Source organism: Sphingomonas jaspsi DSM 18422 (genome assembly GCF_000585415.1).
GTDB classification, from domain to species: domain Bacteria; phylum Pseudomonadota; class Alphaproteobacteria; order Sphingomonadales; family Sphingomonadaceae; genus Sphingomicrobium; species Sphingomicrobium jaspsi.
In genome coordinates, this window is sequence record NZ_KK073876.1 from 722,773 (window position 1) to 737,577 (window position 14,805).

The following is a 14,805-nucleotide window of genomic DNA, read 5'->3' on the forward strand; positions in this document are numbered from 1 at the left end:
GCACGTGACTGAAATTCCGTACATCGACCGCTTGGCAAAAGCTCAATGGTTTGAGCGTTGGGGCTTCATCATCTTTGCGGTTGTCGGATGCGTCGGCATCGTCGTTAGCAAGGTAGCCCTCGATGCAACCAATCCCACGAACTCGTTGATTGTGAGCGGCGGAGCGGTCGCTGTGATGCTCCTTTATGCGTTCATTGTTTGGCGGGCGATGAAAGGGCGAATTCGTGCCGACCAAGCCGGTGACAATCTCTACTATCTGGGTCTGCTCTATACCCTCAGCGGTTTAGCCTACGCCATCTTCACCTTCCGGCCGGGTGCAAAGTCAGACTCGATCGTTGAGGGTTTCGGTATCGCTTTGGCTACCACCATTGCAGGCCTGATGTTGCGCGTGTTCTTCAACCAGGTGCGCGCCGACCTGGTGGAGATTGAAGACCGCGCCCGCATAGAGCTGACGGAAGCCGCAACGGCGCTCAAGTCAGAACTGAACCAAATCGTCGTTGAAATGAATGACTTTGGACGTCTGACGAGGCAGTCCCTTAAAGAGGCTGTTGATGGTGTTGAAGCTGGCATGATCAACACGATCAAGGAGGCGGGCACGAAGCTCGCCAAAATGTCGACGACAGCAGAAGAGAAAGTTCTTGAAGCCTTCGGCCGCCTCGATGGTTGCGCTGACGAGCTGGTAGGCAGCACCAAGGAAGTCAGTGCAGCGATTAGCGAGCATGCGGCAGCTGCGAAAAAGGCTTCGTTAGCACTGGAGAAAGCGTCGACGAAGGCGGACACGCTAGCGGAAGCGACGGAACGCTTGGACACTTTTACGGCCAAGGTCGCCGAGCAGGCGGAGAAAACCAGCGGCATTCAAACCAGCATTGCAAGTACGGCCATGACCCTTTCTCAGCAAACACAGGCGCTTGCTGGACTGGTGGGACAAATGACGGCTTCCATCCAAGGGGTTGGCGAAGCATACGATCGCAGACTGGCGCAGTTGGAGCAAATGCCTACGGCATCGGCAGAAAAGGTCTCTGGCCTTCTCAATCAAATCGAGGCGCGAGCAAACGAACAGTTGGCTGTCGCTGCAGCGGCGGGCAAGGAAGCCGTGCAAGCCCATGTGCAAGCCCTGCGCGAGGCCGTGGCCACGATGACACGGCTGAACGAAAGTCTTGCGGCTGAACTTCAGAAAACTCAGGGTTACCAGACGCGCGTCCAAGACGGGATCGTTCGAGCAGTCGACCAGCTAACCGACCATGTAAACGGTAATGGTAACGCCCGGTGACCGAGCGCTACGACCCAAGGCAACTCAAGCCATACAGGCGAGGGCTGATTCTCGGTTTGACGATGGCCGAGATCATGATTTTGATCATCTTCCTGTTGCTCATGGCGCTGACCGCGGCATTGGCCAAACGCGACGAGAAGATTGAGCAGCTCTCGCACGCTTCTGAAGCGCAAGAACTGATTGCGAAGCTTCAAGAGCGGTATCCTCAAGCCAAAAACCTGGATGAACTTTTTAAGGACCTGGTGCTCGCAGCAGATGCCAAAGACAGGCTCGATCAAATGGCCTCTGAAGAGGGGCTTACCGATCAGGTCGTCGAGGACGCAGCTGTCGGTAGAGCAGCGCGCGAGCTGGCGGAGCAACAAGGCGAGAACGATCCGCTTAACCTCATCCGCAAAGCGTCGGAGGAGGCAAAACTAGGGAAGAAGGGGCAATGGCCGCCATTCATCAGTTTGAGCGAAGCGGACGGGTATTTCTTCGAGAGCGGCAGCGCTCAGCTGAGACCTGAATTTGATCGTGCGCTCCGGACCAACACTTCCGCAAAGTTGGCTGAAATTGTTCGGGATTACGGTGTCAATGTAATCGAGGTGATTGGTCACACGGACGAAGTGCCCATGGTTGGCCAAAGCAACCTTGATAAGACACTTATCCCGGCAATGCAGGGGCGCATCGGCATGGGCGCATTGCAACCAACCGACAATGCCGGCCTGGCCATCGCGCGTGCTACTTCGGTAGCGCGCGTGCTTCGCGCCGATCCGCGCCTCCGCGGAGTCACCATTCTCCCCTTGTCAGGTGCGCAAATGATCGAACCGGTCGATCGACTGGCGGACGGGCGAGCGGCCGGTGATGATCGCAAGCGCCGACGCATCGAAATACGGGTCCGGCGAATGACTCAGGAACTGGGGAAGCAGGCGGGTGAGTAGCCAGCAATGGATGAGTTAGATCGCGCTTTGGAAAGGCTAGCGCTGGCCGTTTCCAGAAAAGCCCACCCTGTACCTTCAGCGCCCTCGGTCGTACCCGCCGAACCAGCACAACAGGCACCGCAAGCCCACAGCGCTCCGCCTCTGCCGGTGGCGCCTGCTCCTGCGCCTACTGTGACGGGTTTCGAAGTTGTCCGGCCTCCGCGCCCAATTGAAGGTTCAACCATCAGTGACCTTGGCGATATGCCCGTTCATGGACTTGCCACGGATGATCCGGAGAAAGGTTGGTTCGAGAGGGGCCTGTCAAAAGTGAAGGGGTATTTCCGGTCGAAACTGGCTCGTTGGCGTTGAAACGGCCTCGTCGATACTCGCCTCGCCGTGCTCCCTATAGGGCTCACTCGATGCCCCGAAAAACTCGAGGCAGAAAACCCTCGGGTGGGTTGGGCCTTGGGTTGGCTGCTATCGCCGTGATTGCCGTTCTGGGCAATCTTGGGGGAGAAAAGAGCGAGCCCAAATCGGAGCCGCCAAACGGCATTCGATCGGCGTTTGAAGCGGGCACGTCCTCGCCGGTTGCTGGCTCTGATGCCTTTGAGGTCGAAGCGGAGCCGATGGCTGAGGCGGTCGATACCACTTCCGTCGCGTCATCCGGTGTCGGTTCAACGACCGGCTTTGCGCCTTCAACGCAGCCCAGTGATGAACCCTGGAATAGTGATTTCCAATGCGGAGCTAAAAGGTACTGCACGCAGATGAACAGCTGCGAAGAAGCCCAATTCCACTTCCGTCAATGTGGCCTGTCGCGGCTGGACGGCGACAGCGACGGCATCCCATGTGAAGATCTGTGTGGAGCCTGACGCTATTTACCGCTTCGCACCCGATCGGGAGAACTGGAAATGGCCAAACCAGCAAAACCAAAGCGTGTTGTTGCCAAAACTTTTGAGATTTGGGCTGAGATTCAATCGTCTCGACGAAGCTACTTCATTTCTAGGAAGCAGAGGGACGAAGGCGCCTCGGATGACGAGGCGATCTTGTCGATACAGGCTTGCATCATTGAGCCGCCACCGTCCTTCCGAGACTGTTTGGGACAATCCCTCGACGTTAGTGTGATTTCTGCTTGCCGCTACGGCCAGAACCAAGACGAGCCCGCACGCTTCTTTGGCACCGTAAATCTTCAGTCCAAGAGTCGATCGGCGCTTGCGTACCTTCCACCGGCGCCTTTCTGGGCGATGCCAAAAATGATCGATGAAGGCAGCCGACTGCTGAACTTGAGTTTTGTGCAGCTAAGGGGTCGTATGGGCTACCTTACCGGACTTTACCTCTGCGACGCCGAGGATCGAGCTGAGCTTTTGGAGTTTCAAACTCGAAATTAGGCGGGCGCTGCAGCCCGGGACTCTCCAGCGGTGAAGTGCGTCAAGGTTTGAACCGTTCCTTGCGGTGGTACGCAAGATAAGCGGACTGTTTTTCCGAAAAGGCGCCCCCGTTCAACGGCCCCTCAAGGTGCCACGCTTTCCAAACGGTGGGCGACACAGAGCTTGATTTGAGGACCCGGCCGTCATCCTCAAAACTGATCAAGCCTCGATCGAAGAGGCGGTCGATGTGGGGAGCAAGGAGAAGCCCATTGCATCCGTCGAGCTTCTCTGCGTCGGATGAAACTGACCACGGCTTGATGTGACTGGCGACGAGAAGGTTGATCTCCTTCACGCCCGTCAGTCGGCAGCGGTCTTCGTTGAGCTGTAAGTTTGAACGGAAGACGCCTTGCCCCCTACGGGACTTGACGAGCTGTTGTTTCTGAGTGGCCCCTATGTCGGTTCGGCCGAATAGGTTCGCCAGTGCTTTCTCGTCTGCAATTTCGTCATCCGTCAGCTCAAGTTCCAATGCCGGCGGTCTATAGTCGAGCTTATCCAGGAGAACCTGAGCGAAGCCAGCACTGATCTCGGCGAGATAGACGCCCTGGTTGCCGTTGCCATTTTTCTGGAGCGGGTCGTACTTTCCCTGGAAGTGGGGAATGAGCTCGGCCACGAACGACTTGGGGTGCACGGGCTTTGAAACTTCGTGCCAGCTGACTTGTACGTGCCAACCCTCTTGGTCCCAGTAGTGGCCGGCGCCACCAAAATCCGGCTTCTCTGAGGACTCGGCTGGGGCGGTCACGGTCCCTACGGCTTTGACGAGCGTCTCGGCGAAAGAGAAAACCAGGTCGCCAGGTTCGACCTTTGTCATGTTTTCATAGAACTCGTTTCGCCGCCCATCAGCGGTGAGTTTCGGCGACCAAAGGAACCCGCCTTTAACCTCTTGGCGGTAGGTTTGGTTTTGGTTCACCCACCAGTAGCGCATTACGCGTTCACTCCATCATCATAAGAAAATCGCTCCGCTAGGCGAAGAGCAATCGGTATATCTGCCGGCGCAAGATCAACGGTGAGCAGCTCCGCAGGACTAAGCCATTGGATACCGTCGTGTACCGTCATCTCCAGCTTTCGGCTGCCAGTTGTTGCTAAAACTGCGATCAAGTTGATGGCGCCGCCAGGGTAGTGGTGAACTGACTCACAAAGGATTTCGCCCGCTTGTATTTCCAGAGATAGTTCTTCCTCGATCTCGCGAATGACGCACTGTTGCGGAGATTCGCATTCTTCCAGTTTGCCGCCTGGAAACTCCCACAACCCCTCGAGGCTCTGGCCCGGACCGCGACGCGCCACCAATATTCGATTGTTATGAACGACTATTGCGGCAGCGACCTGTTTCACTGGGTGCCCCTCAATCTCAGACTAAGGCAGCCAGCAAACCGAAAGTGAGATTTGTAGAGGGCAAACTTCGATCCGCCATTCGGCAGTTTTAGGTGAGTTCTAGTCATGAGCCAGCCCGTGATCCCAGCGAAACCTAGCGTCTTTCATCGCTAACGCCAGCACCTCTTCCAGAATATCGCGAGTGCTGGTGATATAGTCGTAATCGCGCCACTCAGGGTCATCGAGCGGGGCGGTCATACAGTCGTGGATGTTGTCGATCTGCAGAGGATTTAGCAAACCATTGTGCCCCAGCGCCGCGATGAGACGGCAAAGCCCATTGAAAACGGCCACGGTCGTCAGCTGGACCGCATCCGTCGCGACCTCATCGTCTTCGGCCAGACCGGAACCGGCTCCGTTCGAAGAATCAACCATTGTCGTAGTGCCGTCCAAGCGGCCGGTACCCGGATTCGCTCGCAGTTTGCCTGAGCTGAGCATGGACCGCGTTGCCATAGAGCCCAACATCCTGCGCGACGATGCCAGCTGATTCATATCTAGCAAATGGGCTGTCGGTTATCATCCAACCACCCGGCATTTTTGAACGAAGACCCGACCTTGAGAGGCTCTCATCCTCTTCGATTGCGAGGATGCCTATGCGATAGTGTTTCTGCATCATCAGCCGCACTTCTTCGATCGATCTCGGTTGCTGCTCGAACAGCAGATCCCTGAGAACGGCGACCGGTATCACGTGGTCTTTCACCAGGCGTTTGCGTTCTAAGCCTGCGAGGGTTCGGGCTGCCATAGTCGATATAAAGTGCGCCCTACGGAGCGCCTCACCGTGCCGGCTAGGGCAGGGATTGTTGTACCAGTGCGGTCTCGAGCTCGCGTTCAAAAACGGGCCACCCCTCTCGAACGCGAACCAGTTGTCGAAAAAAGTCCGATAGGGAGCGCTTCGATCGCGAACACTAACGGCAGTCAGGATATGCTGGAGGTAACTTAAGGCGAGCGGGTTCGTGGCGGCCATGTGCGCTTCTCCTTCAAGTTTGTATTGGTCAAGTGAGGCCGGGATCAGCCCTTAATGACAATGTCGATTTGATCTTCGCTAACACCAAGACCCACACTCAGCCCTCTCTTTGCCTCGGCTATCGTCAGCCCTCTGGGCGTGCGTTGCTTGGATTTCTTGATCTGGCGCGGAGAGTTCGAGAATGACCATTGTTGCGTGGGCTTCCCCGCGATCTGCCAATCGATCGTGTTTATCGACAAGCCTGGAAGGATTTGCGCGAGTTCGACGCCTATCGCCGGGTTTGAGCTTTTGTCTGCTTCGAACTTTTCAGGATCCAACTCTGCGTAACGCGAGAACTGGAAGCTCCAGCGCTTGTCACCGCTTTCCGGAACCGGGATTATCTCCCTAATTTCGGCAATGAACACCGGCCTGCGGTCGCCTTTCCGAACCGCAACGAAGTGCGATGCCTCGCTGAACTTTTCTTTGGTTCCATACCACGCAGCCGATCCGTTAGCGGCTACCATCGCTTCGATGCTGTCTTCCGATACGATTCGAATAACTTTGGTCATCACAATTGCCTCCCTGTTTCCCCCAATAGCTTATATAGTTAGTATAGTCAAGATATACCTTAAACATGAAATGTATACATTTTTTCGTATTCAATGTGCCATGCGAGGGATTTGGGAGCTTTTGGAAAAGCGCACCATGAACGACCGTCTGAAAATCGATTGTGTGGGCCGCTGGGAGGTCGCAAAATGCAGTCGCGTCCAATTTGTGCGCGTTGCAAAGGGTCGGCCCTTAACGCACGTTCCCGCCGAATTGGGAAAGGCTTGGGCGGGGTGAAGCGGTGACGCGATTTCTCGTCTAAACCACCTGAAAACCTACAAAATCCCGCGAACGAAGGGTCGATTTCGTAATGAGGGGGTCACAGGTTCGAGTCCTGTAAGCGGCACCATACCCGGCATCGCCGACGCATCCCCTCATATGGTCATTCTTGCCTCATAGGCGCTGATTGCGGCGTCGCGGGTCAGGGTCAGGGCGATTTCGTCGAGGCCGCCCATCAGACAATCGCGGCGGAACGGGTCCATGGCAAAGGCGAACCGAAGGCCGCCGGCGCTCGTCACCACCATCGACTCGAGGTCGATCCGTACGTCGCGGTCCGCTTCCCCAAGCAACAGGTCGACCTCCGCCTGAGACAGCGCTACCGTTGCGATGCCGTTCTTAAAGGCGTTGCTGGCAAAGATGTCGGAAAAGCTTGGCGCGACGATCGCGCGGATGCCGAGGTCGGCCAGCGCCCATGCCGCATGTTCGCGGCTTGACCCGCAGCCGAAATTGTCGCCAGCGATAAGGATCGGGGCGCCGCGATAGGTCGGGTCGTCGAACAGGTTGCCGGGGTCGGACCTCAGGTGCTGGAAGGCAAAGGCGCCGAGGCCGCTACGCCGGATCGTCTTCAGGTGATCCGCCGGAATGATGAGGTCGGTATCGACGTTGGCCAGGCCAAGCGGATAAGCCCGGCCTTCGACGACGGTCAGCGGCATCATGCTGCCAAGTCCCCGTTCGATGCGTCCAGGAGATCGCGCACGTCGGTCAGGCGCCCGGTGACGGCAGCGGCGGCGGCCATCGCTGGCGACAATAAGTGGGTCCGCGCTCCCGGTCCCTGTCGCCCCATGAAATTGCGGTTCGAGGTCGACGCGCAACGCTCGCCCGGCGGCACCTTGTCCGGGTTCATGGCCAGGCACATCGAACAGCCCGGTTCGCGCCATTCGAAACCGGCCTCGATGAAGATGCGGTCGAGCCCTTCCGCCTCGGCCTGTCGCTTGACCAAGCCCGAACCGGGAACGGCGAGCGCCTGACGAATGGTACCGGCAATGCGACGGCCGTTGAGGACGGTGGCGGCGGCCCGGAAATCCTCGATCCGGCTGTTGGTGCAACTGCCGATGAAGACATGCTCCAGCGCGACGTCCTGCATCCGCTGGCCCGGCGACAGGCCCATATAGTCGAGCGCTCGCGCCGCGGCCTGCCGCTTGGCCGGGTCGGTGAAGCTGTCGAGGCCTGGAACGGCCCCGGTGATCGCAACGACATCTTCGGGACTTGTGCCCCAGCTGACCGTCGGCGCGATGTCGCTGGCGGACAGGCGCACCGATTGGTCGAAGGTCGCGCCCTCGTCGCTGCGCAGGCGGCGCCAGCGCTCTACCGCGCGATCCCAACTTTCGCCCTGCGGCGCCATCGGACGACCTTTAAGGTAGGCGAAGGTTTTGTCGTCGGGGGCAAACAGGCCCGAGCGGGCGCCGCCCTCGATCGACATGTTGGCAATCGTCAGTCGGCCCTCCACGGTCATCGCGTCGAAGGTGCTGCCGCGATATTCGATGACGTGGCCGGTGCCGCCCGCCGTGCCGATGCGACCGATGATGGCGAGGATCACATCCTTGGCGCTCACCCCGAAGCCGAGCGAGCCATCGACCCGGATTTCGAGCGTTTTCGACCGCTTGAGCAGCAGCGTCTGCGTCGCCAGCACATGTTCTACTTCACTAGTCCCGATGCCGAACGCGAGTGCCCCCAGCGCGCCATGGGCTGCGGTGTGGCTGTCGCCGCACACCAGGGTGGTGCCGGGCAGGGTGAAGCCCTGTTCGGGCCCGACGACGTGGACAATGCCCTGCTCCGGCGCGGTGTCCTTGATGTAGGGAATGCCGAACTCGGCGACATTCTGTTCGAGCGCGGCGAGCTGCTCGGCACTGGCCGGGTCCGCGATCGGCAGCCGGGTGCCGTCGGGACCGGTGCGCGCCGTGGTCGGCAGGTTGTGGTCCGCCACCGCCAGCGTCAGGTCGGGGCGGCGAACCCGGCGGCCGTCGGCGCGCAGCCCTTCGAACGCCTGGGGTGAGGTGACTTCATGGACGAGGTGACGGTCGATGTAGATCAGGCAGGTGCCGTCGTCGCGGCGTTCAACCACATGATCGTCCCAGATCTTTTCGTACAGCGTGCGCGGCTGGCCGGTCATGCGCAGCACCGGTGGACGGCCGAGATGATTTGCCGCTGCGCGTCATGGCGACGCAGCGCGGCGCAGAGGTTACGGCGCACCTGGTCGCCGAACTCGGAACATCGGGCGTCGCCGCCGACGTCGGGCGTGCGACAGCCTTCCGCCAGCGTCTGTTCCAGCGCGCCGCGCAGGACGTCCGCCCATTCGCCGAAATCGAGCTGGTCGAGCATCATCGCCGTACTGGCGATGGTGCCGGCCGGGTTGACGGTGTCGAGACCCGCCAGCGCCGGTGCCGACCCGTGGATCGGCTCGAACAGTCCCGGGCCCTCGGCGCCGATACTGGCCGAACCGAGCAGGCCGATCGACCCGCCCAGTGCCGACAGCTCATCGGACAATATGTCGCCGAACAGATTTTCGGTGAGGACGACATCGAACCGTCGCGGCTCGAGGATGAGGGCCATGGCGCAGGCGTCGACATAGAGATGGTCAATGGTGACGTCGGGATAATCGGCTGCAATTTCGGTAACGGTCTGCCGCCACAGTTTCGAGGTGGCCAGAACGTTGGCCTTGTCGACCGAGGTCAGCTTGCCGCGCCGCGTCCGGGCCGCCCGGAAGGCGACATGCGCGACGCGCTCGATCTGGTCGCGGTCATAGGCACAGAGGTCTGACGCCTGCCGCTCGTCGCAGTGCCGTTCGCCGAAATAGATGCCACCCGTCAGCTCGCGTACGATCAAGATGTCGGCGCCGCGCGTCGTTTCTGGGCGGATCGGGGAAATATGTTCGAGACCTTGCAGCGTCTTGGCGGGACGCAGGTTGGCGAACAGGCCGAGTTCCTTGCGTAGGCGCAGCAGGCCCTGTTCTGGCCGCACCGACGCGCCGTCCCATTTCGGCCCGCCTACGGCGCCGAGCAGGATGGCATCCGCTTCGCGGCAGGCGGCAAGGGTCAACGCCGGCAACGGTTCGCCGTGACGGTCGATCGCAATTCCGCCGAAATCATGTTCGCCGAAGCGCAGGCCGAGCCCGCGATGGTCCGACAGGACCTGCAGGCACTGAACCGCTTCCGACGTCACTTCGGGACCGACGCCGTCGCCGGGGAGGACTGCGATGTCGATCATGCCGCGCGCACCGTTCCGGGCGCTTCGGCGCGAAGCCGCCGCACCGTATCCGCGTTGCTGGCGGCGTCGAGGTAGGCGGAAACGCAGCAGGGCAGGATGTCGCGCGCCCGTGCCCGGCCCGAAAACAGTTCGCCATCCACGTCGATCGCGATTTCGACGAGGACGCTGGCGCCCTGTCCGTCCTCGCTAGGCTCGTTGGGATCGGCGGCGATATATTGCATGTCGAGGCTGTCGACCCGTGCCGGGATCGCCAACAGCTGGCTGACTGCGGAGAAGGCGGCGTCGAGCGCACCGGGCGCGCTGGCGACATCGGTGACGCGGCCGCGTTCGCCATGTTCCAGCTCCACGCGGGCGACCGGCCAAGCATTGGCAGAAACCGGCGCCCTGATGTCGACCTTCGACAGCTTCCACAGGGCCTGGGGCCGGTGGGTCGATTGTTCGGCAAGGATGGCGACGAGGCGAGCGGCGTCCACCAGCCCGACCTCTTCGGCCACCGCCTTGAACGCTTCGAATGCGCGGTCGAGCTTTTCGCCTTCCAGCAGGTAGCCGAGCGCCTTGGCGCGGGCGGCAAGCGCATGGCGGCCGCTGTGCTTGCCAAGGACGATGCCGTCGATGGAAAGGCCGATGTCTTCAGGTTTCATGATCTCGTAGGTCTCGCGATTTTGCAGCAGGCCGTGCTGGTGGATGCCGGATTCGTGTGCGAAGGCATTGGCGCCTACTACCGGCTTGTTGCGAGGCGGCGGGGTGTTGGTAACCTGCGCCAGCGTGCGGCTGGCGTTCATGATGTTGGTGGTGTCGATGGCGGTCGATACGCCGAACGCGTCCGATCGCGTGCGCAGCGCCATGACCAATTCTTCCAGCGCGCAATTGCCCGCGCGCTCGCCGATCCCGTTGACGGCGCATTCGACCTGCCTCGCCCCGCCGCGCACGGCCGCCAGCGAATTGGCGACCGCCATGCCGAGGTCGTCATGGCAGTGGGCCGAAAAGATGACGCCGGCGGGCCGGTCGACATGTCGTCCCAGATGGCTGAACAGTTCGTAGATCTCGTCGGGCGTGGTGTAGCCGACCGTGTCGGGCACGTTGAGCGTGGCCGCGCCTTCGCGCGCCGCGACGGACAAAGCTTCGACCAGGAAATCGCGTTCGGTGCGGATCGCGTCTTCGGCCGAAAATTCGATGTCGTCGGCGAACTCCCGCGCATAGGCGACCGAGGTGCGGATGGCGTCCAGCACCTGCGCGCGGCTCATGTGCAGCTTGGCGTCGCGGTGGATCGGGCTGGTGCCGATGAAGACGTGGATACGTTTGCGCGGCGCGGCGGCCAGTGCGTTGGCCGACGCCAAAATGTCGCCGCGGTTGGCACGCGACAGCGAACAGATGGTCGGTCCTTCGATGTGGCGCGCGATGTCGGCGATGGAACGGGCGTCCTGCGGCGACGAGGCGGCGAAGCCGGCTTCGATCACATCGACCTTGAGCGCCGCAAGCGCCCGCGCCATGCGCAGCTTGGCTTCGGGGGTCATTGAAAAACCTGGCGCCTGCTCCCCGTCGCGCAAGGTCGTGTCGAAGATGCGGACCGTCTCGGCCATGGTCAATTTCCTGGTTGCTTTGAAGTGATGGCGACCGACCGGACGTCGACCAGCCGGCCGAGCTGCCGCGCCACCGTGTCGAGGCAGCGCGAGGGATCGCGAGGGGCGACGTCGAAGGCCAGCGTCCCATGGTCGGCGTCGGCGGACATGGCGATGCCGTTGACGGCAAAGCCGCGCCGTTCGACCACGCCAAGCATGCGCATCACTGCGCCTTCGCCCGGGGCAAAGCCGATTTCGATGCGCTCGGTCACCAGCCCTTCTCCATCATCTGCACGTTCGAACTGTTGGGCGGGACCAGCGGCCAGACATTGTCGCGCGGGTCGATGCGGACGTGGCAAAGGATCGGACCCGGGGTCGCCAGCAACCGCTGGATCGCGCCCTCGACCTCGCTGCGGTGATCGATGGTGAAGGCTTCGATGCCGAACGAATGCGCGACTTCGGCGAAGTCCGGATTGTCGCTGAGGTCGATCTCGGAAAAATTCTCGTCGAAGAACAGTTCCTGCCACTGGCGGACCATGCCCAGCTGGCTGTTGTCGATCAGCACGATCTTCAGCGGCAGGCGGTAGCGGCGGACGGTTGCCAGTTCCTGCACGTTCATCATGAACGATCCGTCGCCCGACACAGTGACGACGGTTGCCGCCGGATCCGCCAGCAGCGCCCCGATCCCGGCCGGGACGCCATAGCCCATGGTGCCGAGCCCGGCGCTGGTAAGATGCGCCTGCGGCCGGGTGAAGCGGCAGTGCTGGGCTACCCACATCTGGTGCTGGCCGACGTCGCAGGTGAAGATGGCGTCATTTCCCGCCGCCTCCGACAATCGCTTGAGCAGGGCCGGGGCGTAGATGCCGTTGCCCGGTGCGTCGTACCGCGGTGCCCACAGGCGTTTCTGTGCCGCGCACTGGTCGCGCCACGGGTCGCAGTCGGGCCTTGCATCCAAAGCGTCGAGCATCGCGGATATGTCGCCGGCGATGCCGATTTCGGCCCGGCGCAGCTTGCCGATCTCGGCCTCGTCCGCGTCGAAATGGATGACCCTGGCGCGCGGCGCGAAGCTGTCGAGCTTGCCGGTTGCGCGGTCATCGAAGCGTGCGCCGACGCAGATCAGCAGGTCGCAATGGTCGATCGCGACATTGGCCGCGCGGGTGCCATGCATACCCAGCATGCCGAGGAATGACGGCTCGTCGGTCGGCACGCCGCCCAACCCTTTCAGCGTCGCGACCGATGGAATGCCCGACCGCCGCGCGAAATCGCGCAACGCCCGTTCGGCACGGGCGATGGCAATGCCGCCGCCGAAATAGAGGATGGGCTGGCGGGCCTCGGCGATCAGCGCGTTGGCGGCTGCGATCTTTGCTTCGTCCATCGGTTCATGGGCGAAGACGGGCGGATCGAACGGCTCCGGCGCAGCGGACATAACGCCAATGTCCTTCGGCAGGTCGATCAGCACCGGCCCGGGGCGTCCCGACCGGGCGATATGGAAGGCCTCGGCGAACACCCGCGGAATGTCGGCGGTGCTGCGGACGATGAAGCTGTGCTTCACGATCGGCAGGGTGATGCCGAAGATGTCGACTTCCTGGAACGCGTCGGTCCCCATCAGGGGCGAGGCGACCTGGCCGGTGATGGCGACCATCGGCACGCTGTCCAGAAAGGCGTTGGCGATGCCGGTGACGAGGTTGGTGGCGCCGGGTCCGGAGGTCGCGATGCACACCCCGGGACGGCCGGAAACCCGGCCATAGGCGTCTGCCGCCAATGCCGCCGCCTGTTCGTGCCGGACCAGTATATGTTTCAACTGGCTGGACGCGGTCAGCGCATCGTAGACCGGCATGATGGCGCCGCCCGGATAGCCGAACAGGTGCGTTACGCCTTCGCGCTCCAGCGCTTCCACGACCATGCGGGCACCCTGGACGGAGTGCCGCTGGTCCTGAGCGGGTCGCGCGGCGGCGGTCATTGTCATGCCGCCTGCGACGCCGGTTGGCGCTCGGCCGGTGCGGACGCCGGGGCTTCGGCCTGCAACCAGGCCATGTGACGCCGCAGTTCGGCACCCACCTGTTCGATCGGCTGGTCGAGATCGGCCTTCCACATCGCCTGGTAGTTTGGCTTGCCGGCCTCGTTTTCGGCGACCCACTGCCGCGCGAAGGCGCCGGTCTGGATGTCGGTCAGCACCTCGCGCATCCGCGTGCGGGTTTCGTCGTTGATGACCCGCGGCCCGGAAACGAAGTCGCCATATTTGGCGGTTTCCGACACGAAGTGCAGCATCTTGGCAAAGCCGCCTTCGTACATCAGGTCGACGATCAGCTTCAGTTCGTGAAGGCATTCGAAATAGGCGACCTCGGGCTTGTAGCCTGCGTCGACCAGCGTCTTGAACCCCGCTGCGACAAGTTCGGTCGCGCCGCCGCACAGCACCGCCTGTTCGCCGAACAGGTCGGTTTCGGTTTCCTCGCGGAAGGTCGTTTCGATGGCGCCCGCGCGCGTTCCGCCGATCCCCGCCGCATAGGCCATCGCCTTGTCGCGCGCCTCACCAGTCGCGTCCTGGTGCACTGCGAACAGGCAGGGCACGCCGCGACCGATTTCATACTCACGGCGCACGAGGTCGCCCGGCCCCTTGGGCGCGACCAGCACCACGTCGATGTCCGCTCGCGGGGCGATCTGATCGTACAGGACGCTGAACCCGTGGGCGACCAGCAGCGTGTTGCCCGGCGACAGGTTGGGCTGGATGTCGCGGGCGTAGACGTCGCGGTGCGACATGTCGGGGGTCAGCAGTGCGATGAACTGCGCCGCGCGGGCCGCTTCGGCAGGGGCTTTCACGTCGAACCCGTCGGCCCGTGCGCGATGGGCCGCACCGCCGCCGTGGCGGGCGCCGACGATGACCTTGAAGCCGCTGTCGCGCAGGTTGCGGGCATGTGCCCGGCCCTGGCTGCCATAGCCGATGATCGCGATCGTCGCGCCCTTCAGCGCTGCCGGGTTCGCATCATCGTCGGTATAGATTCGTTCCACTGGGTTCCCTTTCGTCGCGCAAAAGAAAACCCCCGCTCCGGTGGGGAGCGGGGGTTCTGGTTTCCGGTCTGTGTCAGACCATCACGCAGAGCTGTCCGCTCCCGTATGTGAGCCAATAAGTACGAGCGTAATAAGGGTCGGGCGAACGTCGCGCGACGTCGCCTGGGCAGTGTTCAGAAACAGGTTTTTCGCCTGCTGCACCTAAGACCCTCTTCAAAGACAGGAGCCAAATAGGATCCCATTTCGCCGT

At 61.8% G+C, this 14,805-nt stretch carries 16 protein-coding genes; 4 read left to right on the forward strand and 12 right to left on the reverse strand.

The window, feature by feature from the left end; translation table 11 throughout:
- Positions 1-4 precede the first annotated feature (4 nt).
- From G570_RS03630 to G570_RS03640, 4 genes are all read left to right on the forward strand, one after another.
- Positions 5-1,270, forward strand: coding sequence for a hypothetical protein (locus tag G570_RS03630; protein ID WP_156930312.1), 1,266 nt, complete (start codon positions 5-7; stop codon positions 1,268-1,270).
- Positions 1,267-2,190 carry an OmpA family protein gene (locus G570_RS03635; RefSeq protein WP_037499253.1) on the forward strand — a complete coding sequence of 308 codons (924 nt, stop codon included), beginning with the start codon at positions 1,267-1,269 and terminating at the stop codon, positions 2,188-2,190. Before G570_RS03630 ends, G570_RS03635 begins: the two co-directional genes overlap by 4 nt.
- A 449-nt stretch (positions 2,191-2,639) precedes the next feature.
- Positions 2,640-3,038 carry an excalibur calcium-binding domain-containing protein gene (locus G570_RS13335; protein WP_218915870.1) on the forward strand — a complete coding sequence of 133 codons (399 nt, stop codon included), beginning with the start codon at positions 2,640-2,642 and terminating at the stop codon, positions 3,036-3,038.
- A gap of 39 nt (positions 3,039-3,077) precedes the next feature.
- Entirely contained in the window at positions 3,078-3,554 is a 477-nt protein-coding gene (locus G570_RS03640; RefSeq protein ID WP_037499256.1) for a hypothetical protein, read from the forward strand.
- Positions 3,555-3,594: 40 nt separating this feature from the next.
- On the opposite strand, the gene G570_RS03645 is transcribed toward G570_RS03640, so the two are convergent.
- From G570_RS03645 to ilvC, 12 genes are all read right to left on the reverse strand, one after another.
- A complete protein-coding gene (locus tag G570_RS03645) occupies positions 3,595-4,515 on the reverse strand; it encodes an HNH endonuclease (protein WP_037499258.1) in 921 nt (306 codons plus the stop codon).
- Complete coding sequence (locus G570_RS03650; RefSeq protein ID WP_037499262.1) at positions 4,515-4,922, reverse strand: (deoxy)nucleoside triphosphate pyrophosphohydrolase; 408 nt, start codon at positions 4,920-4,922, stop codon at positions 4,515-4,517. The genes G570_RS03645 and G570_RS03650 overlap by 1 nt, the downstream gene beginning before the upstream one ends.
- Positions 4,923-5,021: 99 nt before the next feature.
- Positions 5,022-5,333 (reverse strand): hypothetical protein, encoded by a 312-nt coding sequence (locus G570_RS03655; RefSeq protein WP_037499265.1) that lies wholly within the window; start codon positions 5,331-5,333, stop codon positions 5,022-5,024.
- Positions 5,326-5,922, reverse strand: coding sequence for a hypothetical protein (locus G570_RS03660; protein ID WP_037499268.1), 597 nt, complete (start codon positions 5,920-5,922; stop codon positions 5,326-5,328). The genes G570_RS03655 and G570_RS03660 overlap by 8 nt, the downstream gene beginning before the upstream one ends.
- A 44-nt stretch (positions 5,923-5,966) precedes the next feature.
- Complete coding sequence (locus G570_RS03665; RefSeq protein WP_037499271.1) at positions 5,967-6,470, reverse strand: hypothetical protein; 504 nt, start codon at positions 6,468-6,470, stop codon at positions 5,967-5,969.
- 411 nt (positions 6,471-6,881) lie between these two features.
- Entirely contained in the window at positions 6,882-7,442 is a 561-nt protein-coding gene (gene leuD / locus G570_RS03670) for a 3-isopropylmalate dehydratase small subunit (RefSeq protein WP_037499274.1), read from the reverse strand.
- Positions 7,439-8,896: a 3-isopropylmalate dehydratase large subunit gene (gene leuC, locus G570_RS03675; protein ID WP_037503641.1), complete on the reverse strand. Its 1,458-nt coding sequence runs from the start codon at positions 8,894-8,896 to the stop codon at positions 7,439-7,441. The genes leuD and leuC overlap by 4 nt, the downstream gene beginning before the upstream one ends.
- Entirely contained in the window at positions 8,893-9,990 is a 1,098-nt protein-coding gene (gene leuB, locus G570_RS03680; protein ID WP_051504002.1) for a 3-isopropylmalate dehydrogenase, read from the reverse strand. The genes leuC and leuB overlap by 4 nt, the downstream gene beginning before the upstream one ends.
- Entirely contained in the window at positions 9,987-11,570 is a 1,584-nt protein-coding gene (locus G570_RS03685) for a 2-isopropylmalate synthase (RefSeq protein WP_037499277.1), read from the reverse strand. Before G570_RS03685 ends, leuB begins: the two co-directional genes overlap by 4 nt.
- A gap of 2 nt (positions 11,571-11,572) precedes the next feature.
- Positions 11,573-11,821 carry an ACT domain-containing protein gene (locus G570_RS03690; RefSeq protein ID WP_051504003.1) on the reverse strand — a complete coding sequence of 83 codons (249 nt, stop codon included), beginning with the start codon at positions 11,819-11,821 and terminating at the stop codon, positions 11,573-11,575.
- On the reverse strand, positions 11,818-13,509 hold the full coding sequence (ilvG, locus tag G570_RS03695) for an acetolactate synthase 2 catalytic subunit (RefSeq protein WP_218915871.1): 1,692 nt from the start codon (positions 13,507-13,509) through the stop codon (positions 11,818-11,820). Before ilvG ends, G570_RS03690 begins: the two co-directional genes overlap by 4 nt.
- Before the next feature lie 2 nt (positions 13,510-13,511).
- Positions 13,512-14,555: a ketol-acid reductoisomerase gene (gene ilvC / locus G570_RS03700; protein WP_051504004.1), complete on the reverse strand. Its 1,044-nt coding sequence runs from the start codon at positions 14,553-14,555 to the stop codon at positions 13,512-13,514.
- Between the last annotated feature and the right edge of the window lie 250 nt (positions 14,556-14,805).

Excerpts from the sequence above, each read along its gene's own strand:
- G570_RS03640 (WP_037499256.1), top strand. The coding sequence starts at position 3,078 with ATGGCCAAACCAGCAAAACCAAAGCGTGTTGTTGCCAAAACTTTTGAG.
- G570_RS03645 (WP_037499258.1), bottom strand. The coding sequence starts at position 4,515 with ATGCGCTACTGGTGGGTGAACCAAAACCAAACCTACCGCCAAGAGGTT.
- G570_RS03655 (WP_037499265.1), bottom strand. The coding sequence starts at position 5,333 with ATGGTTGATTCTTCGAACGGAGCCGGTTCCGGTCTGGCCGAAGACGAT.
- G570_RS03660 (WP_037499268.1), bottom strand. The coding sequence starts at position 5,922 with ATGGCCGCCACGAACCCGCTCGCCTTAAGTTACCTCCAGCATATCCTG.
- G570_RS03665 (WP_037499271.1), bottom strand. The coding sequence starts at position 6,470 with ATGACCAAAGTTATTCGAATCGTATCGGAAGACAGCATCGAAGCGATG.
- leuD (WP_037499274.1), bottom strand. The coding sequence starts at position 7,442 with ATGATGCCGCTGACCGTCGTCGAAGGCCGGGCTTATCCGCTTGGCCTG.
- leuC (WP_037503641.1), bottom strand. The coding sequence starts at position 8,896 with ATGACCGGCCAGCCGCGCACGCTGTACGAAAAGATCTGGGACGATCAT.
- leuB (WP_051504002.1), bottom strand. The coding sequence starts at position 9,990 with ATGATCGACATCGCAGTCCTCCCCGGCGACGGCGTCGGTCCCGAAGTG.
- G570_RS03685 (WP_037499277.1), bottom strand. The coding sequence starts at position 11,570 with ATGGCCGAGACGGTCCGCATCTTCGACACGACCTTGCGCGACGGGGAG.
- ilvG (WP_218915871.1), bottom strand. The coding sequence starts at position 13,509 with ATGACCGCCGCCGCGCGACCCGCTCAGGACCAGCGGCACTCCGTCCAG.